This window comes from Spirosoma horti, from assembly GCF_054776595.1.
The window spans coordinates 481,799-505,204 of the sequence record NZ_BAAHBQ010000005.1 but is presented as its reverse complement, the minus strand read 5'-3'; the positions used below and the strand labels follow the sequence as shown (position 1 = coordinate 505,204).

The window sequence follows — 23,406 nt, the reverse complement described above, 5'->3', positions numbered from 1 at the left end:
TACACTAAGGGCAAACGATTTTATAAAATGTGTAACTCAATGTGATAGCCGTGTAGGTATAGCTATCTTTAAGAGCCGGATTACTCTGCGTCACTTTTGTGAATGCCTGCCCAAACGTTTTTTCACCCAATCCATCCAGATAATCATTATTTGTAAAGCGGGTGCCAAATTCAACGCCAACGCTCCAGGGTCGCTTGATTTCATACTTGATGCCCACCCCCAGCGGATACGTGACAACCCCACCGACTCGTACGACCGCATTATTAAACCTACATATCCCAATGCCGCCGAAAATATAAGGCGTCCAGTTCTTTACTCTGGGCGACGCTACGTAATTCAGGAAATTATATTCAAAATCGATCTCTGCGGCTGTGATGTTCGTTCGAAATGAATAGTTGCGCGCCTTTTGAAGCGGGTCACTACTAACTCCATCCTCACCCCGGAGCCCACCAAGCGAGCCAGTTCCCCGAATGGAAAAAGAACGGGTCGCATTATACCGAAAGAAAAGACTTCCCGCAGGTCTGTAGAATCTAGGATTGAGCGAGGGCGACACATCGCCTTTATAAAGCATACCGCCCAACCCGCCCCCGATTTCAATTTTTTGCGCCTGTACAGTCAGGCTGATAAAAAGCCCGGCTACAATAAGCCGGGCCTTCCTGATTTCATTTTGATACATAAAGTAGATAACAGACCTCAACCAGGCGCGCAAAACTCGTTAATGCCAATGACTGCCATAACGTATAGTTGCTGAAACCGAACAGATAGCCTAGAGGACAGCCTCAGCTATTTGATCGGTGGGCATTTTATTTTGCTCGGAATAATGTAATGAATCGAGAAATTAGTTAGTAAGTAGCCATCGTTTAATTTCCCGTCCGTTGAGCGAACCGGAGTCGTCAACGCATCAGAAATAGCGGCCTGCAATTCAGGACTGCCGTTATTGAACAGATTCTGTAGGGGTGTATAACGGTCCGGTGCGTTTTTATAGCGGGCCGCAAATTGCTCAAAGCGCCGGTTAGACATGACAGTGGCTACACCTTGCTGGGTGGCGGGATCGGCGTAAGGGCCATTACCTACGTCATCGAGGTAGTCCGTGAAGGTATACCGGAAGCCAATTTCAGCCCCTATATTAAAGCTTTCATTTAACTTATACCGTACACCGAAACCAACCGGAATCGCCAACGTTACCAGCGAATAAGGCTTGTCGAATCCTGGCTGTCCTTGTCCTTCCGTGTGTAAAGGCTGGAGTTTTACCCATTCCTGACCGGCATACACATCGGTCCCAGTACCGCTTGCTACCGGCGTTCTGGCTTCAGGACTATGGGCTACCAAGGCTAATCCACCAAAAATATAGGGCGTAATTTTCGCTCTGGATTCCGAATTTCGGCCATCCTCAATGAAGTTGTAGATACCTGTTACGGCAAACTCTTTCAGATCATTCCGAAAGTGAGCATTTCGGGCATATTGCGGAAGATATTCTTCAATATTGCTCTTGGCAAACGTATAATCGTCACCCGTGATACGCGCCCAGGTGAACGTGGCACGAGCGGCAAAATGGGGTGTAAACTGGCGGGTGTAGCCCAGGCCGACATTCCAGCGGGGTAAGGTAACCAATGACTTAAATGCCTTACGATAACCGGCTAAATCGCCAAAATAAGTGGATGTACCTGCACCAAACGAAATTGACGAATACGGAGCGAAACGCGCATTCTGTCGGCGCTGTGCCGAACTGTCTGTAACTGACCCTGCCAGCAAACAGATTGCTGCAGCGCCCATTACTACCTGTTTATATTTATTCATATTCGTTAAATACGTGAATCAACCACTACTGGCCCGAAAGCCAGCCAATTCCGAAACGGCAAGGGACTTGCTTTTATTGGCAATGAGCTATAAAAATTATGCCAGGTCCAAAAAACAAGCAAAAGAAACGGGATTCTTTCAGCCGAATGTGCGTAATTACTCCCTGCCGTTAATTACGAATGTCCCAGCCCCAGTTGAGCTTACTACGAAGCGTATTCAGGAAATTATCGTCATTGAGCTTAACCAGGCGTGCCTTAAACGATTCTTTTTGCACGCTGATTCTAACCGACGTATCCACTGTGTAGGAACGGGAGTCTAAGGCTGCCAAAAAGTTGCCACTCCTGCTTTCGACCTCAAAGGCCAATTGACAGGTATCCATAACGATCATGGGTCGAACGTTGAGGTTGTGCGGGCTGATGGGCGTAATGATAAAACTTTCTGTTTGGGGTAACAGGACCGGTCCTCCACAACTGAGCGAATAACCCGTTGACCCTGAAGGTGTTGAAATGATCAGCCCATCGGCCCAATACGAATTCAGAAACTCACCATCGAGGTAGGAATGGACGGTGATCATGGATGAGGTCTGGGTACGGGTAATCGTGAAATCGTTGAGCCCGAACGGTAGATTTCCAAAAATATCCTGAGTAGACCGTACGCTCACTAAGGTACGCTCGTCGATGGTGTATTGTCCATTGAAAATAGCATCAATCATGAGCCGTACGGATGCCGGAGCTACGGTGGCCAGAAACCCCAGCCGACCAATGTTGATACCAATAATGGGAATTTGCCGGGAGCCAACATGCGTAACGGCATCGAGCAAAGTACCGTCGCCCCCGAGGCTAAAAATAAAGTCGGCGTCGGCAACGCCTTCTTCAACCGTATACGTTGCCTGACTATAATGCGCGACAGCCGCATTGTCCAAATATTCGCGGTAGCCCAGCGAAATGATTACTTCCGTTTGCCGCCTGGCCAGTTCTTCAAACATTGACTGAATGTAAGGCCGTGCCGATTCGGGAAAGTTGCGCCCGTGAATGGCGATTTTCATAGATAAAAGTTTACGGTCTGCGGTGTAAAGTTACGGCGATTCGTCTCGATGAAACTTAACCCGAAAACGTCAACGCTAGGTATTAAGGTAACGCAGTAGTAAATCGAGCCGCTCCTGATCGATACTTTCGACAGGCGCATTGGCAAAGGCCGCTTCTATCCGATAGCCAAACCGCTCGAGGGTCGAGATGACAGGCGTGATATCACGGCGGTTTAGTTTGAGGGTCAGCCGAGAGCGATCAGGCATGCCAAAAGCAGCACTGGAAAAATAGCTGCTGATAATTTTGACGTTATTGGATTCAATCAGTCGGCTAATCTCCGCCATTGAATAGTCCCGCTCATTCATATTCAGGATCAGAATGGCCCCTACTTCCTGAACGCCCAGATCCTGGGCGAATTTCTTAAGCAATTCATTGACGGAAATGGTACCGATAAACTCGCGCCCTTCCCCAATGACTGCAATGACCTGCATTTGATGTTGAATAGCCAGCCCCAATACTTCGAGCAAATGCTGTTCTTCATTGACAAAAGTCTGCTCGAACAGGCACATCACGTCGCGCAACGGACGCTCATCATCAGCAACATCCATAAGCAATTCTTCGCTTACGATACCTCGGTAATCGCCCTGATCAGTCAGTATGAGTTGACCGACGCGGTGCTCTTCCATCCATGCTAAAGCCTGCCCAACCAGGTCGGTTGGCTTCAGGGCGGGAAGCATGGGATCTATTAGTTCGGCAGCCAGCATAGTTAATAGAGTGTCGTATGATAAACAGTACCTGTTCGCCGAAAACTACGGAAATTCTCGCATAGTTTTCAATTTTAGTGTGGGAACAAAATTTTATGTTCCTGATGCACACCCTAAACTTACGCAACTAACTCGGTTACGGGATTTTTGGCGAGCCAGTTATCCAATAATTCGTTAAATTGGTTCGGACATTCCATCATCGGTGCATGGCAGCACTTATCAATAAAATGCAATTCTGAACCCGCAATCAGCCGGTTAAACTCATGGCCTACTTCGGCTGGCGTGATGGTATCGTTGAGCCCCCAAACGAGTAGCGTAGGAACCTGAATCTGATACAGATCTTTAGCGACATTGTTCCGCTGGGCTGATTTAGCAATGGCAACAATGCTCATGCATTTAGGAATACTGCTGGTTATTTCGAAAACTTCGTCGATCAGATCTTTCGATGCCACTGCCGGATCATAGAAGGTGTAGGCCACCCGCTCGGCAATATAATCGTAGCTGCCGCGCTTGGGAAACGAACCGCCCATCCCATTCTCAAACAGGCCCGAACTGCCCGTTAGTACCAGACGCCGAACCTGTTCCGGATTCTTAAACGTATACAGAATGGCCAGATGACCGCCCAGCGAGTTTCCAAGCAAGGTCATATCGTCCAATGATTTCTGGCCGACAAACTTTTCGATATACGCCACCAGGCCCTCCAGACTTGCCTGCCGGATGGGCATTTCGTAAATAGGCAACAACGGAATGACAACCCTGTAGCGATCCGAAAATGTTTTGATAACGCTGTCCCAGTTGCTAAGTGCCCCAAACAGGCCATGCAGCAGAAGCAACACTTCGCCCTGGCCTTCATCTACATAGCGGAAACCGGCTTCTTCCCGAATCTGATAGTTCATGCGTACTGCGTGGTTAAGGTTGTGGTGGAGTTCCTCTCGTTAATAGTAAACAATATAAAATCAATCCAGTTTTTGATAAGTGCTAATCCATGCTCCGTCAGAGCGGCTTCCGGATGAAACTGCACCCCCCATAAAGGCAGCGTTCGGTGGCGCAGGGCCATTACCTCATGCTGCCCGGTAAAGGCAGTACCAATCAGTTGCGGGGGCAGGTCCGTCAGCACCAGCGAATGATACCGGGTTACAGCAAATTCGGGAGGCAATCCCCGCCATAATACATCATCCGTTTGTGTCTGAATCACCGATACCTTACCATGCATGGGTCGACTGGCCTGGGTGAGTGTTGCGCCAAAAAATTCACCAAGCGCCTGATGCCCCAGACATACGCCTAATATCGGCACCCGTTGGTAATAATGTTCGATCACGTTTAGTAAACGACCCGCCTGCTTCGGCATGCCGGGCCCGGGCGACAGCACAACCGCATTAACAGATTCGTCAATGAGGGAATTCCATGAGTCGTCATTTCTGACTACCCGGCAACGGGCACCCGCCTGTTGTAGGTAATCAACCAGCATGTACGTAAACGAATCGAAATTATCAACCACCAACACGTTCATGCCGCTATAACGCAATTCATTTTGACAAAATTAATGCTTCTCAAAAAAAGCAACAACTTTTATTTTTTTAAATCTGATTATCAATTAATTAAAAAATCACTATCTGTAAATTATTCAATTTATATAAAAAAAGTGCTACCTAACTTCGCCTTCCTTCATTGATTGGTGCCTGTAGCGTTTAAATTTGGACTTTATTCCCAGACCTAAGCCTTTTGGTATGCTTATAGATTCGTCCAGCCAGCGGAGCGGAGAAGTTGATGCACCCATCATTATCGTCGGTGCCGGTATGGCCGGACTGACCTGCGCCGTTTACCTTAAACAGGCCGGTATACAGGCGCTTGTGCTCGAAGCTGCCGACGGTGTTGGCGGTCGGGTGCGTACGGATGTGGTCGATGGCTTTCGGCTCGACCGGGGGTTTCAAATTTTCCTGACTGCTTATCCCGAGGCCAAACGGTTGTTAAATTATTCGGCCCTCAACCTGCGCTCCTTTCGATCGGGGGCGCTTATCCACCAGCCCGCTGAGCCGACCTGGATGAGTCTGCTGAATCCCATTCAGGAGCCGCTTTCGATTTTCCAGACGCTGGTGTCGCCCGTTGGTACGTTCGGCGATAAACTGCGCATTGTGGAGCTTCTGCGCCGAACGCAGGAACTTCCTTTGTACGAACTGTTTCAGCAAACCCCAACCACTACGCTGGCTCTTTTGCACGAGATAGGCTTCTCGGATCAAATGATCGAGCGGTTCTTCCGGCCATTTTTTGGGGGCGTATTCCTGGAAGATGCCCTGACCACATCGAGCAACTTTTTTGAGTTCTGCTTTCGCATGTTCTTTTTGGGTGATGCCGCCATCCCCGCCAATGGTATCGAAGCTATTCCGACTCAATTGGCCAATCGGTTAGGAGCCGATCAGATTCGATTGCAAGCGCCCGTCAAACAGGTTTCAGGGAATACCATTTACCTGAATTCCGGCGAAATCCTGACTGCCCGTGCCGTTGTACTGGCTGTCGATGCTGCACAGGCCGCCCGCTTAACAGGCCGCCCAGAACCGCCTGAACAAGCCTTCAATCACACGACCTGCACTTATTTTAGTGTTCGTTCGGATCAGTTTACCAATGAACAGGCGCATAAAAAACTCTTGTTACTGAACACTCATCGGAGTTCAGCCGTGCATAATGTGGCCATTCTAAGCGATGTGGCCCCCTCCTACGCGCCAACCGGTCAAACACTGGTGTCGGTCAGTACGCAGAGTTTGATTTTATTCGACGAAGCGGAATTAACCCGAAAAATCAGATCCGAACTGAGTAGCTGGTTTGGCCAGGGTGTCCAGCAATGGCGGCACCTACGAACGTACCACATTCCACACGCCCTGCCCGCTTACAACCCGGCGCAGGCCGGAAACGACATCGTCCGGCAGCCACTTTTCCTAGCGGATAACCTGTACCAATGCGGTGATCAGACTACTTATCCGTCGCTCAATGCGGCTATGCAAACAGGCCGGGAAGTAGCGGAACTGATTATTGAGGGTGTATAAATGAAACGGGGACAGTTTGTTAGACTGTCCCCGTTTCATTTATACACCCTCAGTTGTCCAGTTTTCGACATGGCCAAGCCAGAGCTTGGCCCAGACAAATTCACGCTTAGTTGATTCCGACTATTTATTCTTCCTACTGCTTAGCGTAGAAAGGGTCCAGGAACAGGTACCGCGCCCGATTCGTTTCCGTTTCAAGTTTTGGGTTTACGTCGATATGCATAAACTGCACACTATTGCCTGCGTTTGCGGCTGACCATTTGGGCAGACCAGCGCCGTTTGGATTCGCTGTTTTTATGAAGTTCGCAAAGTAGTTCTGCATCAACTCCGACACTTTATAGTCTTCCGGTGCCCAGGCATACACCTTGTTGCTCGCCAGATTGCCCATCGCATATTCGATTTCGGCCGAGTGGACGGCACCCCGTGAGGGGGCAATTTTAACCGCGTTTGCATCTGTCGATTTAACAACGCCACCAGCCAGACCCGGTGCGGCATTGCCCATTTCGGGGGTCATGGCCGGGCGTGGCCGGGAATAATAATAGCGATATACGGGTTTGCCACCGCCCGTTTTGATTTGCATGTCCGCCCATTTCCAGGTGCTGTAGGCCAAAAAGCGATCACTGGCCAGGGCAGTCGCCGATTGCAGAATCTCTTCTTCGGTAGAACCCGGATACAGTTTAAGCACTTCATCCGCCTTGTCGTTGTAGAGTCGTTTGAGTGCATTGGCGTAGTTTTCAGGGGTCGGCTTTTCCTGGCCCAGTACAGCCCGATAGTTCATTTCTTCTGAATTCCAGCCAACCAGCAATGGCACATGCGCCTGCTCACCAGCTGCGAAAATATCCAGCGGTGCTTTCGGAAAGAAGTACCCGTCGATCGTGGCCGTAAACCGGGGGGTACTCGGTTTGGCCGTTGCTTCCAGCAGTTGTTCGGCTGGAATGGCCCGCAGTTGGGCCAGGGAACCCGCGCCAACAGCCGTCGCGAAGGTTGTACCCGACTCTTCTCCCTTGGCTTGTGGAACAGGTGGTAAGCCGCCCAATAACGAACCGCTTTCGCCGATGGCCGCGTTAATCAGATTCTTCGATAAAGGCGATACCATCAAGGCGCTTACGGCAATAGAACCCGCCGACTCGCCCGCAATCGTTACCCGGTTCGGGTCGCCCCCAAAGGCAGCGATGTTTTGCTTCACCCAACGAAGGGCAGCTGCCATATCCAAATAGGCATAATTTCCGGATGAGTGGTTGGGCGACTCTTTGGTTAACTCAGGATGCGAAAAAAAGCCAAACACGCCAAGACGGTAATTGACCGTTAGCGCCACAATGCCCTTCTTGGCCATGCTCTCGCCATCGTAACGAGCCTCGGAGCCGTCGCCAGCCATGAAACCCCCTCCGTAAAAGTACACCAGTACGGGCAGTTTCTCCTTGGCCGATTTAGCGGGCGTCCATACGTTGAGGTAGAGACAGTCCTCACTCATTCCATTGGAGCGAAAACCCATATCACCAAAGATAGCCCGCTGCATGGCCCGAGGACCAAACTTATCCGCTTTCCGGACGTCCTGCCAATTTTTAACGGGCTGGGGTTCCTTCCAGCGTAATTCGCCTACGGGTGGCTCGGCAAAGGGGACGCCTTTGAAGGCGCGAATACCACTTGGCTCAAGAACGCCTTCAACGAGGCCATTGGCTGTTTTGGCCTGCGGAGCCGAGCCTGTTTTAGCCGGCTGAGCCATCGATAGATGAGCCAGCTGCGCGGTTAGTAACGACAAAATAATCAGGGTTTTCATGTAATTTGGTTTAGTATAAGCAGGAAAAGTTTTAAACCAATCAGCCAATCGGCTGGAATCGTCAACCGACAGCACACCTATTGTCTCATCCTGCGACAATAATAAAAAACTAAATTGAGACCACCCAATTTTTTGTTACTTGCGCATCCTAACTGTCACGCGTATGCCGCATCAATTAACGCCGGAAGAGCAAAGTCCCAATGGAAATGATTTCTTGCCGGGTCTGGCGCTGGACTTTGTTGTGTTTGGCTTTCATCAGAATCAGCTAAAAATTTTGCTACTCGAATACCAGAATACGAACCTGTTTGCTTTACCGGGTGGTTTTATTCGGCGAGACGAAAACTTGAACGATGCCGCCCGTCGGGTGCTGGCCGAACGAACGAGTCTGACGGATATCTACCTGGAGCAATTTTATATTTTTGGCGATCTCGACCGGCATGACAAAGCCCCGCTGCGGGCCATCATGGAAGCCAAAGGGCTGGCTCCTGCCGACGACCATTGGCTGCTGGACCGTTTTGTTTCGGTAGGCTATTATGCGCTGATCGACTTTACCAAAACCATACCCATTCCGGATTCACTCTCCGATACCTGTGACTGGTATAAGTTAACGGCTCTGCCCACGCTCATGCTGGACCATAAAGCGATCGTTCAGAAAGCCCTGGATACCTTACGGGCTGATCTCGACCGGAAACTGATTGGCTTTAACCGATGGGCAGCACCACTCCTGGCCGAGACGTTTACAATGGCCGATCTACAACGTCTTTACGAAACAATCCTGGGCCAAAAATTACGCCGATCGAGTTTTCAACGCAAAATACTTAGTCTGGACATCGTCGAACGGCTTGATAAAAAATACAGCGGTGGCGCACATAAAGCGCCCTTCCTGTATCGGTTCATAACCTGCTAAAGGCCGAAACAGCGTACTCAACAGCCAATCTGCTTTACTGATTTTTTCATGCGTGGAAACGTATTTATTCGTTATGGTTTACCCCTATTGGTTGCGCTACCGATCAGCTTTCTGGTGCTTTATCCGCAAGTATTCTGGTGTATGATGGTGGGCTCATCGCCCGACTTCCGACGGTTAACCGATGGTACGACTCCCCTCTATATACAGCATACGGCTACGGCAAAACAGCAATTACTGTTCCGGCGGCATACGCAGGCGGCTTTCGACCGAATCCGACGGTTCTGGGGCGACCGGCGCGGCCAGGCCATTCTCATCTACTGCCCCGTACAGAGCGACTACGAACGGTATTGCGCCGGGGGCGAAGGGGCTGGTTGCAGCGTGGGCACACCCTGGGGTGCCTCCTATCTGGTTTTAGGGCCAGATGGTAATAATACCGATGTGATTGCACATGAACTTTGCCACGATGAATTGTTTACCCGAATAGGCTGGTGGCGCGTCAAACGGCAGATTCCCCAATGGTTCAATGAAGGACTGGCGTTAATGGTCGATTACAGATTCAGCAGTCCGGCGGTTTGGGAACAACCCGACAGTACAGAGCAAGCTTCGTCGGAGGAAAATACGGCGTTATCTTTTCCGCAACGCCCATTATTGACCCTTACTGAACTGGAAACGACCCGCGATTTTTTCGGTGGCGACTACGTCCACACAATGCTGGCCTATCAAACAGCCGCTGATGAGGTGGCACGCTGGCTGGCCGTCGTTGGCCGGGCCGGGGTTCCTGCTTTAAGTGACGCGATCAATGCTGGTCACGAGTTTGGCGAAACCTATCGGCAGTTGGAACGGAACAAACGGAAAGGCATTGGCTGGCAGAAAGAGCCGAAAGACACAAAACGGTAAGGGTACAAGCCAGCGAAAAGAAACAAGACTCAACCCTGGTCTATCAAAACTTGACAATTCGTTTAGAAGTCGTTCGGTCCCCGATTTTTATACGCAGGACATACGTTCCAGGTGAATAGTGGTCCAGCGTAATCAACGACACGGCCTGCCGGGTTTGCTGGCGACAGATCAGTTGCCCCGTTAAATCCGTTACCTCCAGCAGGGCGGGTTCAGTCATCGACAAACCGTCGATTTGTACGGTCAATGTAGTCGTTGCAGGTACTGGATAGACGGTTACGTTGCTGGCCAGCGACTGATCATCGACGCCCAGTAAGGGAATCAGATTGACGACGGCTACTTGCCGTAGTAGGGTGCTTTCGCCACATCCGTTACTGACAGCAGTCAGCAGATACGAGGTTGTTTTAATGGGTCTGGCATCAAAAACATATGGATTTGCACTCGTCGACACCGTTTTGGGGCTGCCTACGCCAGTAGCCGTACTATCATGGTACGAAAATTCCCAGGGGCTATCGCCCGTAAAAGCAACTGAGAGTGTAGCCGGTTGACCTTCGTAAATGGTTTGATTACCGGTTAACGTTGCTGTGGGCCGCGCCTGGACCGTTAACCGCGTCGGGCTGATGCTTCCTTTAACCGGAATTTTAGGGTTGGTTGCCGTCACGCGTATCCAATAGGAACCAGCGGGTGTATTGGCGGGAATAGTCCCAATCAGTTTTCCATCCGTAACCAGATTCGTCGGTATGTCGATGAAGTTAAATTTTGCCGTATCGGTTTCGACTGGCGTGACTTGAAGCGTGAAAACGCTCCCTGGATTTAACGTTCCTGTCGTTATGAAATTGGTGGTCAGACTCGTTCCGGCGCAGAGCGTTGAGGAGTTAACAGCGAGTGTCTCAATAGTTGGAATCAGCACGGTAACCGTCGCCGTTCCGCCCGCACCGGGCAACCCAGTCCCGCATTTATTAGCTACTTCAGTAACCTGATAGGTGGTTGTATGATCCGGCAAAACCAGTAACGTAGTGTCTTTCACACTGGTCCCGGACAAGCCATTCGAGAACGTAAACCGGTAAGGCCCCACGCCCGTAAACGTCAGCGTTAGGGGCACTTCAATGCCCAGATTGGTGGTAGTTGTGCCAAGAAGCGATACCGTTGGCGTCGTTTGCACGAACACCTGAATAGCCACTTTGGGACTTTCGCAGTCATTCAGCTTTTGCGCTACATAATACGTAAACGTACCCACCGTTGCCGTTGATGGCTGCGAGGCTATCGTTGAACTGGTTCCACCCGTTGCCGCCGTGCCGTACCACACCAGCGATGCACCGGCATCCGTTGCCGTAGCGCTCAGCGGGCTGGCCGTTTGAAACTGGCACAGGGAAAGAGAACTAGTAGCGATTGTCGGTTTGGATGGTTGAGCCTTTATGTTTACAACTAAATAAGTATCGGCGTTTGGATGGTTGGTACAATACTTATTGGGATCGCTGGGGATTGAATACAGACGAAAAATACGTTTGCCAACACTATCTGCCGTTATACTTGTCGAATTTTTATCACAAATGCGTACCTGATCGCCCGTGTTAATGGCCCTACTCTGCGTCACCTCACAAAAGCCACTATGAAATCCGGGTTCAGCATTGACTGGTAAATCGCTGAAATTTAGACTATTGCCACTCTGGCATAGATCGATCAATCCGGCAGATACGACTCCACCCACACCAGCAACGGATGTTTTCTCTGTGGTCATAACGGCAGGACCACTTTTCGCTCGTGCTAGTGTGGTAAATTGAAAAGCTACTTTTTCACTTGCGCACTCCTCCACACGCTGTGTTACCAGATAGGTTTTATTCCCCGGCTCGCCATTTATTCGATATTCGGAATTGTATACTCTTGAAGAAGCATTCAGGTCACCGTATTGCGAAAGGGAAAAGGCAACTTTTGCCCCATCAGCATCATAAAAATCAACCGTACTGGCTGGAATTAAATTACTTACGCCTACGCTTGAGTGGGATGTATTTGTATTCGTAGTTGACAGTGAAGCTACGAACTGACAGTCACTGGGCGGATTGGGAACCGTTGGTGGGGCGGGTCTGGCTTTCACGGTCAAAACGCTTACGCTGGGCGTTCCAACCACATCCGGGTTTCTCGATACGATTCTGATCCGGTAATTATTCCCGGCCGGTGTATTGGCCGGAATCGTTGCCCGACACGTAAATTCGTAGCGACCTGATGAGGCAATCAGAGCAGATGGTATTTCCGTATAAGCCCCTCCTCCATCCGACAACTCGACAGTAAACGAAATGCCACCCGAGCTTTTAACCCCTTTTACCTCAAGGTCGGTTCCGGCACAAACCGACGTAACAGCCAAGGGTTGGGTGTCCAGTTGCTGCGCGAATACCTGACCTGGCCCAAGAATAAACACCAGGCACGAACAACAAATAAACAGCCACTGTCGAAGCCATGTACAGCCGATGAAGTTATATGCTAATTGAGTCATGCTGGTACGTATGGATTACAGGCAACCAAGTAACTACAATCCGTGGTAATTTCTACTCACAGAAGCGGTTAAAGTTATCGTCGGTCAGTTAAACCGCTTGATTAGCGGACGCTCATTACGGTTCCGCGCCGGGTTGTATTCATGAGTTCGCCGGGTAGATGGGCCAGTATTTCCTGTTTAAAAGCGTTGATGAGCTGCCGTTTCAAAAAACTCCGATGCATCACTAAACTTACTTCCCGAACGGGTGCTGGCGCGTCGAACGGTCGGAGCCGTGCCCGGCGTGCAGCATCCATATCCAGGGTGGCCAGGTATGGGAGCAACGTAAAGCCATCCTGTTTGTCGATCAGTTTGATCAGCGTTTCCAGCGAACCCGTTTCGTACCGCAGGGTCGTTTTCCCGTTTGCATGTCGATCGGCACCGCATAAATTCATGACCTGCGTCCGAAAACAGTGGCCCTCCGTTAATAACCACAACCCATCCGACAGCAAATCGGCAGCGGAAACGGTGGTCTTGATTAGCATCGGGTTCGACTCGGCCGCATACGCCACAAAAGGCTCCTGAAACAACGGCATTTCGGTAATACCATTTTCTTCCAGTGGCGTTACAACCAGCCCTACATCAATAAGCCCGTTACGCAGTTTTTCAACCACTTGCTCGGTTACCAGTTCCTGAACATGCACCGATACGGCAGGGTATTTACCCACAAATTCACCAATAAAATAGGGAAGCAAATAGGGCGCCAGCGTCGGAATGATGCCGATTCGGAAATCACCCCGAAAATCCTCTTTCGACTCGCTGACAATTTCGGGGATGCGCCGGGCGGCCCGAAGGACATCTCTGGCCTGCGCTAAAATAGACTGTCCGGTTTCGGTAGGAACAACGGGTTGTTTAGAGCGGTCAAACACCAGAACGCCCAACTCATCTTCCAGCTTCTGAATCTGCATGCTCAGGGTTGGCTGGGTAACGTGGCAAGCATCGGCAGCCGTTGCAAAATGCCGATAGGTATCAACAGCAACAATATAATCAAGTTGAGAAAGCGTCATACTTAAGGTAAAAAAGATGAAGTGATACGAAACGATCTTCTCCCACTTAGTCATCAATAAAACCGATACAAATCTAGATCAGATAGAACGAAACAAATCTATCCTTGTCGTATTTTTGTAGCTGGATAGCTACCCAGCCAGTCGGAATACGGAGCGGGTTCTAAAACGACCTGCAACTTACTGGTTATCATCACTGTTTCCCTTACCATGGACGTTTCTGTTTTTCAACCACCCCTTACCGCTCAAAAATCGTACGGTAAAACGGGCGTTTTGATTGTCAATCTGGGCACACCCGATAGCCCATCCGTACCGGATGTACGAAAATACTTACGTGAATTTTTGATGGATGGCCGGGTTATCGACATACCCGCTCTGCCCCGTTCGGTGCTCGTCAATGGCATTATTGCTCCTTTTCGCGCGCCCAAATCGGCAAAAATTTATAAACAGCTCTGGAAAGAAACTGGCTCGCCCCTGAAATATTACGGGATGGTTGTTGAACGGGAATTGCAGCTTGCGCTTGGCGATGAGTATGTAGTTAAGTTAGCCATGCGCTATCAAAGTCCCAGTATTGACGCTGGTTTGGCCGAGTTCCAGAAACTGGGGCTGACCGATATTATCGTTGTGCCGTTTTTTCCGCAATATGCCTCAGCGTCTACGGGTTCAGTCTATGAGAAGGTAATGGATATTGTGAAAAACTGGCAGGTGATTCCTTCTATCCGGCTTGTCAATCGATTCCTGGAACACCCAAAATTCATTGAAGGATTTGCCCAGATTGGTCGTAAATACATGGCGGCCTATGATTACGACCACTTTTTGTTCAGCTACCATGGATTGCCCGAACGGCAGATTCGGAAGGGTGATATCACGAAAAGCGTTTGTCAGTTTGGCGAGTGCTGTGGTTCGCTTCAGCCACTGAATCAGCACTGTTACCGGGCACAATGTTTCGAAACAACGCGCTTACTGGTCAAGGCACTCAATATTCCCGAAGGCAAATACACCACCTGTTTTCAATCCCGCCTAGGCAGCGACCCCTGGATTAAGCCCTACACCGACGACATCATTAAAGAACTGCCGGGCAAAGGCATCAAAAGTGTATTGGCCTTTTCACCCGCGTTTGTGGCCGATTGTCTGGAAACAACAATCGAAGTAGGCGTTGAGTACAAGGAATTATTCGAACAGGCGGGCGGACAGCACTGGCAGTTAGTCGAGAGCCTGAACGACAGCCCAATCTGGATTGAAACGCTGGTCGACTTAGTTAAAACCGTGTAGCGCAGACGTTTCTCGTACCCAAAAATCAGACAAGCAAAAGCCCGCTTCTTGGGAAAGAAGACGGGCTTTACATTACGGCAGATACAGCACTGAAGACTATCAGGTACAAGTTATCGCAACATGCCTACATACGGTACCTACTTTATGGTAACACAGTAGACCCGTAGTTATCATTACCGCGCTGTACAATTGTAATCTACCCTATAACGATAGGATAACAATATTTGTTTGATGAAAATTACCGATTTGCGACTAATCTCGCCCTGGTCGTAAAGCGCTCTACTTTGTTTCCGACGGGTTTCAGGGTACGCAGGTAATCGTATACAGCACCCAAGTCCTGTTCGGTCATTCCACCCAGCATGGTCCAGGGCATGAGTGAGTTGAACTCATTCGCCTGCACGGCCGGGTGGCCATTCTTCCGATCAGCATAAGCCTTAAAACGGGCGATAAAGGCCTCTTTTGTCCAACTGCCAATACCCGATTTGTCGGGTGTGATATTCATGGAACGTACTATTCCTCCTGGCATCGGAAACTCCCGGCCACCCGCAAAGTCCATACCGGATAGCGGTTTTCCCTGCCCGTCAACCGGCGTATGACAGTCGGCACAAGCGGCAAACGTAGTTATGTATTTGCCATACGCCACGTGGTCGGTGGTATCAGGCCGGGCTCCGGCCTGGGTTTGGGCCGGAATGGTGTTGATAATAAAATTCATCGGAAAGTCCGATTCGGCGGCCGGTATCGTGTTTGGGATCGGTTTCAGTGTTCGCAAATAAGCAATAATGTCTTTAATATCAGCCGGGTCCATTTTTGCGTAACTCATATACGGCATGACGGGGAACAGCGCATGGCCATCACGGCTGACCCCGGTTGTAATGGCCCGAAAGATTTCCCCATCCGACCAGCTCCCAAGGTAATATGGAGTTAAGTTGGCGGCATAATAATTACCGGGAAATCCCATTTCGCGCAGAAATCCTTCGCCCCCTTTCCCTTCCGTGCCAGGCACCATAGGCCCAGCCAGTTTTGAGAAATCGCGGGTCGAATGACAATCCATGCAGGAGGCAACATGGTTTGCCAGATAGCGTCCATGCTCAATTTGAGCTGCCGTAGGGCGAATAGTTAAAACAGGGGCGGGATCAACCTTAGGCAACGCAAATTTAACGTAGGTTAATCCCGTGGCTACCAGTAAAATAAGCGCTGCAAGTACGCCGAGAATAATGATTCCAATCCGTTTTTTCATAGTAGTGAAAGAGGTGTTCAGTCGCAAGATTAAACAGAATGATAACAGATTCTACTGCAGCATGTGTAAACGGTCATTTATTAAGTAAAAGGCCTGAAAAAGCCCACCAATTTCTTCGGCTAGAAGAAACAAGTGGGCTTTCAGTACGCTTCCCTACCTAATGAATCAGAAGCGATTACAGCAAAGTGATCAACCCTTTGACAACTGATGCTAAACGGATTGCATCGAAAATCCGTGGCTCGCTGGAACCATGTTTCAGCACGCTCTCTTCGTGCGATCGAACGCAGAGTTCGCACCCATTAACCGCTGAGACGACCAGACTCATCAATTCGAAAAACTCCTTACCCAGCACCGGATTCATCATGATGCTCATGCGAATACCAGGTTGTGTTTGCTGGTAGTAATCCTTACCCATGAAGTGCCGGAACCGATAAAAAACATTGTTCGTGCTCAGTAACGACGTACAGGCGATTGTTTCAGCCAGTTCGGCATCGGTTGCTCCCTCCTGACGGGCAGCCGCCGTCAGCGAATCAACCAGGGGCTGGTATTTTTCGTTAACTGCCACCGACACAGCCAGTAAAAGAGCCTCTTTTTTCGTCAATGTCTGACTGCTGTTCAAGACGTTACCAACATTGATTTTGAGGTCACGCAGGTAGCGGCTGTCTGCCTGGGCTAGTGCGTCGAGCGCCGGATGCTCACCCGTTGTATCCAGTCCCACTAAATTCAGCAGCGATACGACCGTTTCGTTTTGTGTAATTGTCATGTTTTAAAGAGCGAAAGAATGAATGAGCGAAAGAGTGAAAAGCTTAGCGGTATGCCCATTCATTCTTTCGCTCTTTGTCCATCAGATTAAGCCGTTAACGTTTCTTCACCTTTCACCCAGTTACAAGGGCATAGTTCGTCGGTTTGCAACGCGTCGAGGACACGGATCACTTCGTTTACATTACGCCCAACCGACAGGTCGTTCACGGCTACCCAGCGAACAATGCCCTGGGGATCAACGATGTAGGTTACCCGGTAAGCAACTTTTTCGTTTGCTTCCAGAATACCCAGTTCTTCGGCCAATGATTTGGAAGTATCCGCCAGCATTGGGAATTTCAGGCCACGCAGATCGTCGTGATTCTTACGCCAGGCCAGGTGAACGAATTCGCTGTCTGTCGATGCCCCGATAACCATCGTGTCGCGATCCTGGAAATCTTCGAACTTCTTATTGAATTCGGCGATTTCAGTTGGGCAAACGAAGGTAAAATCTTTTGGCCACCAGAACATCACCAACCACTGACCAGCGTTTTTATGGTCATCGGACGAGATTTCGTAGAACTCTTTGTCTTTATCGAGCGAAACAACGGCTAGTTTTTTAAAATCCGGGAAGGTAGACCCAACGGAGATAATGTGATTTTTCATGGAATTTATTGAGGTTGTATATCAGACGTAATCTTGATTAAGCACAAAGTACGGAAGCAATACGCAAACGAGTTATGACTTTTATCAATGACCTCATAGATAAAAACTATCAAAAATCAGCAACTACAATGATTTTCAGCAGGCTATAGAAATGGCCATTCAGCAACGGCCCATTATCTTCTTTAAAGAATAATCTTATTCATTAAATACGTCCAAATTATAACTTTACCGATATATACCCAAAACATAAAAAAAGGTCCGATAAACGCATTCGTCTATCGAACCTTCTTTTTAACTCACTTAATTACTTAAGCTGCCATCTGTAAATAGGGCTCCTGATCGGCCTGGGGCCCTTCCAGCATCGGCGCAATGACTGTGTTCATGCGTTCGCGCACAAAGCTCTCCTGCAAATAGGATGGCAACTTGGCTACCAGTTGCCGATATGCCTGAATGCCAAGTGCCTTGGCAATGTAGGCTTCATGCACCGAGTTGACATGCGCCACAATGTTTACCAGACTCTGGTGATACAGTTTAACATCAATTTCAGAATCCACGAAACGCTCGATCTCCCGATTGGTCGATGAGATCCGTAAACGGCTCAGCATGTCGAAGTAGGTGGTGTAGCCGATTTGTTTTGCCAACTGCTTGTACTGCTCCACACTAAACTTCTGCAGAATCTCACCCGTCTTGGGGCTACGGAGCGCTGTTTTCGGATTCGTCTGAATGGCATTTCGTAAGGCTTTCACGCGCTGATCACGAGTTGTTTTCAGGAACTGCGCTAACTCGGCCTGTGCCGAAGCCGCTCTTGAAGGCAACAGCAAATCCGTTTTCGACGCCACACTGAATCGTTTCGACATGGGTAGTCGCTGAATCCGGTAGCTATTTATCGGACCAAGGGCATAATAGCCGATGGAAGCCGGATAATAACCCCGCACCACAGCATTGCCAATCCGCTTGCGAATCAGTTCTTCATTGCTGACATTGATGCCTTGCACGGCCAAAAAGGCCCGTGCGCTAAACAAGGCGCTGTAATAGGCTTGCGGAAATGTCCAGTGCAACGAGCTTTGCAGGTACTGCTCGTCGTTGACAACCGGCGTGATTCGTAATGCATACTCAGCGCTCCAGCTATTCAATAATAATTTCTCCAAGGCCTTGCGGCTCTCGTCCGTAACCTGTCCGTAAAACTGTTGAAAGACAGGAAACTTCACGATGTCAAAAAGGTCGTTCTGATGATGGATGTGGTAGTCCATCGCAAAGAAATGGTTCAGAAACACCTGCGCCGGAATAGATTTCCGCCAGTTGTCGTCGAGCGGCAAGTTGCCCGCCGAAGTCGGTGCAAGGGGTGCCTGAGCGTCCTGGGAATGCATCGTCACGTTGGTTATCTGTGTCATATTTAATTAACGAAAAAGGTGCTTTCAGCGTTCCTTTCAGGGCAACTTTTTACCATCCATATAGTATTGATTATCAATAAGTTATAAGTCATTTTTACAGACAAAAAATGCCTCTAAAAATGACTTATTTCGTGTGTAGGCAATAGGGTCAAGTTTGCGTATTTAAACGTACTTTTGGGGCACGTTTCAACGTTGTTTTAACACATGAATTGGACAAAATATATAGTGATTGCCGGGTGTCTAACGCTCAGCACCATCCCATCAGCTACCGTTTGGGGACAGATTAAGAATCAGGTTACCCCAAAAGATGGCAAAGCTTTAGTTGAAGGACTATTTTGGGATGCAGAAACGAAAAAACCTATTCCCGGCGTCAACATACAAGCAAAGACTCAGAATGGCGTCTTACAGGCTCAGCAGACTTCGAATGCGGAAGGAGTCTACCAGATCAAACTCGATCCAAGGCAATCGTATGTAATGACCGCCAAAGCAAATGGCTATGCGCCACTGGATGAGCAGATTACCTTTACATCGCCTACAGTCGATTACCTGAATAAAAAAAGAGTACCGACTCTTTTATACCGGGTAAATGCAACAAAACCAGCCAGCACAGCCAGCGCCAGTTCGTCGGCAGCGTCTGCTCCTCCACCATCAACCGCGACAACGGCATCGGTCGCCAGACAAGCTCCGGCTGGGAACGTACCTGCCCCTGCATCCGACAATCAGCGGGCTGTACCCCCAAAAACACTCGATGCGAAAGTGGTGTATACGCCACCGCTCATAGTAGCGGCCGTCGGCAAAACGACGCAATTGCGGGCGCTGCAATTCGTACAAAGCAAAACAGAGCTTCTGCCCGATGCCCAGCCAGCCCTGGAGCAGCTTTTACAATTCATGCAGAGCCAGCCCACGGCGGAAATTGAACTATCGGGGCACACCGACAATCAGGGCGATTTCGATCAGAATCTGGCGTTGTCAAAGCAGCGGGTGGACGTCATAAAGGCTTATCTGGTCAGCAATGGCATTGCAGCTACTCGCATCACAACGCGCGGCTACGGCCCCACACGCCCCATTGCCAGCAACAATTCGGAGGCCACCCGCCAACTGAACCGCCGGGTGGAAATGATCGTGCTGAAGCAGTAAGTGGGGGTTAATGGTTTGTAGTTTGTGGTTTGTAGTTGGCTGACGCCAGTCTATCTAACGCATTAGCCAACTACAAACCACAAACTACAAACCGTATACCACCGACTCACCTCCTGCCGAGCCACAGCCCGCCAATCACGAATCCGGTGCCTACAAGGGTATAGAGCGTAATGGGTTCGCCCATGAGGAAATACGAGTAGGCAAACCCGAAAATGGGGCAAAGAAACAGCCAAAGCGATGCTTGGATCGCGTCTTGCCGAACCAGGTAAAACCATAGTTGTAAAGCCGCCACCGACACGGGTACAATAAGCCAGAAGACCGACAACCAAAACCGCTCGTCGTAGTGTGCGTTGCTGAAACTGGCCGGGTCAATAACGGCACTCAGGAGCGTGAAGGGTAGAATCAGGATGCCGCCCAGCAACACCTGCCAGCCATTGATAACAAGATTGGGAAGTCGCCACGTGATCCGGGCGTAGTAAACGGTGGCGGCCGAAACCGAGATCATCCCGCCCAGCAAAATGAGCAGCCCCTCTACCGTAGCGTAGCTGTTTTGCAGGAGTGGATAGGTCGCTACACCGACGCCCAGCAGACCCAGCAGCAAGCCGCTAATCTGGTTCAGGCTTGGCATCTTCCGCAGCCAAAGCGCCGATAAGAGCGCAATGAACAATGGATTCGTCGCTGTCGATAAACTGCCGATGCCTGCCGATACTTGCTTGAGCGCCAGCACAAACGCGCCGAGATAAATGGTTGTGTTCAGGAGGGCGAAAATGGCTAACTGACCAAATTCCGTGCGCGTTGGCCAGGCATTCTTCGTTCGTTGAACACCATAGGCAAACAGTAGCATACCACTCCCGGCAATAAAAAACCGGACGGTAGCCAGAATAAGCGGATGCACCGACTGCACCCCAAACTTAGTCGCCACGGAAGCCGACGCCCAGAGAGCGGCAAAGAGAAGGCCGGGAATGAGTTGTTTCATAACATCTCCTTCCCGGCTATTTAACTTGTCGTAAAATCATCAAAATTCGATACGAGACCTACAATATGTCACGTTAGAAACCTATTGTATGCGGCCAATTTACGCCCTTTTCCCTAAAACCCAATTTTACCTTTTCGCCCATTGGGCTTCTGTTCATTGGCCCAGTCGCGCATTTCTGCCAGTTCTTTTTCGAAACCGCCCGACAAGATTGGGAAGCGACACCACGAGCGGGGATCGAGGTTGTGGTCGTCCAGGTGAAACGAGGGTGCGTAGCGCTCGCGTTTCCACTGATTTCGGCTCCAGAGTTTGAAGAATCGCTCCACCCAAAGCAGGAGTTTGTCGCGGTCATGAACCGGTCCGCCGTCGCGGCCCGCATACCGAACCTCCATCAACTTCAGCACCTCAACCGGCGATTGCTTGTCGCGGATGGCCGACTCTTCGATCGAGTTTAGCACATCGTAGGGCATCAGATCGTCTTCATCGGTCTGCTTCTTGTCCTGTGGCCGGAGTTCGGCGGTGGGTTGCAGGTTATTGACCGCTTTCAGGCCTCTTACTTTAATTAACTCATCAGGCTCCGCTGGCGAGCTGGTCGAGGCCGTGCGGTCGGTGGGTTCGGGGGCGTTTTTCACGTTCAGACCCACCGTTTCCAGCCAGCGCAGCCAGCCGCGAAGAAAATGTTTGTCGATACCCGTGATGGGCGAAATACTGCCCGCCGTGTCACCATCCATAGTAGCGTAGCCAACGGCCGCTTCGGAGCGGTTCGAGGTGGTTAGCAACAAAGCATTGTTGATGTTGGCCAGCATCCAGATACTCGGAGCCCGCACCCGCGCCTGAATATTTTGCAGCGCCAGATCGTCGGTATCCCACGACAATTTGCGGCCCAATTGTTCCTCAATCAGCCCAGTGTAGGTTTCCACCAATCCATTGATGTTGATATTGAGGAAGGTCGCGCCAATATCGTCGGCCAGTTCTTTGGCCGAATTAAACGTATCGTCCGACGAGTTCTGTGTTCCCTGGTACATCACGGTCAGCAGCTTACCCATAATTTCCTCCGCCGTTTTGCAGTCCTGAATCGCCTTGATGTAGCTCAGTTTTTTCTTGACGCCATCCAGGCCAATGTTCTCGATGGCCATCCGGATCATCAGAAAAACCAGTGCGGCAATAGCCGACGAATCGGCCCCGCCACTCAGCGAAAGCACATAGCCTTGCGAACGGCTCTTGCGCAGGTAATCGAACAGGCCCAGCGCAACGGCCCGCGCAAATTCTTCTTCTTTGAGGTAACCGCCCCGCTCCCAGCCTTCGAGTTGCGCTTTCTGGATGACGGGGGCAATGTCGGGCCATTCGAACCGGTCCGTTACGCGTAGATTTGGGTACGCCAGCGCAATATTGGCCCGGTTCTGCGTTTGGTTCAGGCGGGTCGCTTCAATGTCGATGACGGCTGGAACGATCACAAAATCTTCATAGCTCAGGCGAGGGCCCGATACCAGCAGTTCGCCGTTGGAGGCTACCATCGAGTCGCCGTCATAAATGATCCGGCCCGCTTCATTGCCCAGCATGTTGGCATATATATAACTGACGCCAAACGAGCGGGATGCATCGACAACGAACCGTTCCCGCACCTGCGATTTCAGAAAGGCAAAATGACTGGCCGTTGGGTTCAAAATAACATCGATACCCCGTTCATAGAGCAGACGGCCGGGACGACTGGCTACCCAGGCATCTTCGCAAATCTCGAAACCAACGCGCACGCCCGACAAGTCATACACGACATCGCCAAAAGGATAGGTAAAATCACCAATTTTGATTTCGTCCCGAACAAACGGTGGCCACGGCTGAAACCAGCGCGTTTCATAATGAACCCCATTATTGGCCAGATACTGTTTGGCCGTGAAGCCCAGAATCCGCTTGTTGGCAATCAGGCAAGCCGTATCGAAGGTGCGGTTGTTGTGCCGCAAGGGAAGACCGACGGCCACCACAATATCGTTTGTGTACTCAACAATCTCCAGCAGCGAAGCAATGGATTGATCGATGGTATTCTGGGCAAAAAACGCATCCTCGCAGCCGTAGCCCGAGATACAGAATTCAGGCAGACACAACAGGCTAACATTCTGTCGTTGGGCTTCCTCAATGGCACTGATAATATTTTTCTTGTTATGCTCCCAGTCTAGCGGGATTTGATTCAGGACGCCAGCGGCTACTTTGAGAAGTTTCATGTATAATGGCGAAAGAGCGAATGAACAAAATGAGCGTGCTGTCGCTATG

The 23,406-nt window shown here is 50.1% G+C and carries 20 protein-coding genes; 5 read left to right on the top strand and 15 right to left on the bottom strand.

What is annotated here, in order from left to right:
- Window positions 1-4: 4 nt before the first annotated feature.
- The 6 genes from porG to ACYVAM_RS17135 form a co-directional block, all read right to left on the bottom strand.
- The gene (porG, locus tag ACYVAM_RS17160; RefSeq protein ID WP_461069141.1) at window positions 5-676 is read right to left on the bottom strand and encodes a type IX secretion system protein PorG; all 672 of its coding nucleotides are present in this window, start codon (window positions 674-676) and stop codon (window positions 5-7) included.
- A 107-nt stretch (window positions 677-783) separates the two neighbouring features.
- Complete coding sequence (locus ACYVAM_RS17155) at window positions 784-1,797, bottom strand: DUF6089 family protein (RefSeq protein WP_461069139.1); 1,014 nt, start codon at window positions 1,795-1,797, stop codon at window positions 784-786.
- Between the two features lie 169 nt (window positions 1,798-1,966).
- Window positions 1,967-2,842, bottom strand: coding sequence for an NAD kinase (locus ACYVAM_RS17150; protein WP_461069137.1), 876 nt, complete (start codon window positions 2,840-2,842; stop codon window positions 1,967-1,969).
- 75 nt (window positions 2,843-2,917) lie between these two features.
- Entirely contained in the window at window positions 2,918-3,586 is a 669-nt protein-coding gene (locus ACYVAM_RS17145) for a CBS domain-containing protein (RefSeq protein ID WP_461069135.1), read from the bottom strand.
- 119 nt (window positions 3,587-3,705) lie between these two features.
- Window positions 3,706-4,482, bottom strand: a complete 777-nt coding sequence (locus tag ACYVAM_RS17140; protein WP_461069133.1) for an alpha/beta fold hydrolase — start codon at window positions 4,480-4,482, stop codon at window positions 3,706-3,708.
- Window positions 4,479-5,096, bottom strand: coding sequence for an anthranilate synthase component II (locus ACYVAM_RS17135; RefSeq protein ID WP_461069131.1), 618 nt, complete (start codon window positions 5,094-5,096; stop codon window positions 4,479-4,481). Before ACYVAM_RS17135 ends, ACYVAM_RS17140 begins: the two co-directional genes overlap by 4 nt.
- 217 nt (window positions 5,097-5,313) lie before the next feature.
- On the opposite strand from ACYVAM_RS17135, the gene ACYVAM_RS17130 reads away from it, so the two are divergent.
- A complete protein-coding gene (locus ACYVAM_RS17130) occupies window positions 5,314-6,624 on the top strand; it encodes an NAD(P)/FAD-dependent oxidoreductase (RefSeq protein ID WP_461069129.1) in 1,311 nt (436 codons plus the stop codon).
- Between the two features lie 133 nt (window positions 6,625-6,757).
- On the opposite strand, the gene ACYVAM_RS17125 is transcribed toward ACYVAM_RS17130, so the two are convergent.
- A complete protein-coding gene (locus tag ACYVAM_RS17125) occupies window positions 6,758-8,398 on the bottom strand; it encodes a carboxylesterase/lipase family protein (RefSeq protein WP_461069127.1) in 1,641 nt (546 codons plus the stop codon).
- Window positions 8,399-8,561: 163 nt separating this feature from the next.
- Between ACYVAM_RS17125 and ACYVAM_RS17120 the strand changes: the two genes are divergently transcribed.
- Window positions 8,562-9,305, top strand: a complete 744-nt coding sequence (locus tag ACYVAM_RS17120; protein ID WP_461069125.1) for an NUDIX hydrolase — start codon at window positions 8,562-8,564, stop codon at window positions 9,303-9,305.
- A gap of 48 nt (window positions 9,306-9,353) precedes the next feature.
- Entirely contained in the window at window positions 9,354-10,202 is an 849-nt protein-coding gene (locus tag ACYVAM_RS17115; protein WP_461069123.1) for a hypothetical protein, read from the top strand.
- Between the two features lie 43 nt (window positions 10,203-10,245).
- Here ACYVAM_RS17115 and ACYVAM_RS17110 read toward each other — a convergent pair whose 3' ends face one another.
- Together ACYVAM_RS17110 and ACYVAM_RS17105 are read right to left on the bottom strand one after the other, a co-directional pair.
- A complete protein-coding gene (locus ACYVAM_RS17110) occupies window positions 10,246-12,687 on the bottom strand; it encodes a T9SS type A sorting domain-containing protein (protein WP_461069121.1) in 2,442 nt (813 codons plus the stop codon).
- A 101-nt stretch (window positions 12,688-12,788) separates the two neighbouring features.
- Window positions 12,789-13,730: a LysR substrate-binding domain-containing protein gene (locus tag ACYVAM_RS17105; RefSeq protein WP_461069119.1), complete on the bottom strand. Its 942-nt coding sequence runs from the start codon at window positions 13,728-13,730 to the stop codon at window positions 12,789-12,791.
- 207 nt (window positions 13,731-13,937) lie between these two features.
- On the opposite strand from ACYVAM_RS17105, the gene hemH reads away from it, so the two are divergent.
- Entirely contained in the window at window positions 13,938-14,999 is a 1,062-nt protein-coding gene (gene hemH, locus ACYVAM_RS17100; RefSeq protein WP_461069117.1) for a ferrochelatase, read from the top strand.
- A 238-nt stretch (window positions 15,000-15,237) separates the two neighbouring features.
- Here the strand turns inward: hemH and ACYVAM_RS17095 are convergent, their stop codons facing one another.
- The 4 genes from ACYVAM_RS17095 to ACYVAM_RS17080 form a co-directional block, all read right to left on the bottom strand.
- The gene (locus ACYVAM_RS17095; protein WP_461069115.1) at window positions 15,238-16,236 is read right to left on the bottom strand and encodes a c-type cytochrome; all 999 of its coding nucleotides are present in this window, start codon (window positions 16,234-16,236) and stop codon (window positions 15,238-15,240) included.
- A gap of 175 nt (window positions 16,237-16,411) precedes the next feature.
- Window positions 16,412-16,999 carry a carboxymuconolactone decarboxylase family protein gene (locus ACYVAM_RS17090; protein WP_461069113.1) on the bottom strand — a complete coding sequence of 196 codons (588 nt, stop codon included), beginning with the start codon at window positions 16,997-16,999 and terminating at the stop codon, window positions 16,412-16,414.
- 86 nt (window positions 17,000-17,085) lie between these two features.
- Entirely contained in the window at window positions 17,086-17,640 is a 555-nt protein-coding gene (locus ACYVAM_RS17085; RefSeq protein ID WP_461069111.1) for a peroxiredoxin, read from the bottom strand.
- 308 nt (window positions 17,641-17,948) lie between these two features.
- A complete protein-coding gene (locus ACYVAM_RS17080; RefSeq protein ID WP_461069109.1) occupies window positions 17,949-19,031 on the bottom strand; it encodes a hypothetical protein in 1,083 nt (360 codons plus the stop codon).
- 204 nt (window positions 19,032-19,235) lie between these two features.
- Here ACYVAM_RS17080 and ACYVAM_RS17075 point away from each other — a divergent pair, with 204 nt between their 5' ends.
- Window positions 19,236-20,168 (top strand): OmpA family protein, encoded by a 933-nt coding sequence (locus ACYVAM_RS17075; RefSeq protein WP_461069107.1) that lies wholly within the window; start codon window positions 19,236-19,238, stop codon window positions 20,166-20,168.
- 106 nt (window positions 20,169-20,274) lie between these two features.
- Here ACYVAM_RS17075 and ACYVAM_RS17070 read toward each other — a convergent pair whose 3' ends face one another.
- A complete protein-coding gene (locus ACYVAM_RS17070; protein WP_461069105.1) occupies window positions 20,275-21,144 on the bottom strand; it encodes a DMT family transporter in 870 nt (289 codons plus the stop codon).
- Between the two features lie 113 nt (window positions 21,145-21,257).
- Complete coding sequence (nadE, locus tag ACYVAM_RS17065; protein WP_461069103.1) at window positions 21,258-23,357, bottom strand: NAD(+) synthase; 2,100 nt, start codon at window positions 23,355-23,357, stop codon at window positions 21,258-21,260.
- Window positions 23,358-23,406 lie beyond the last annotated feature (49 nt).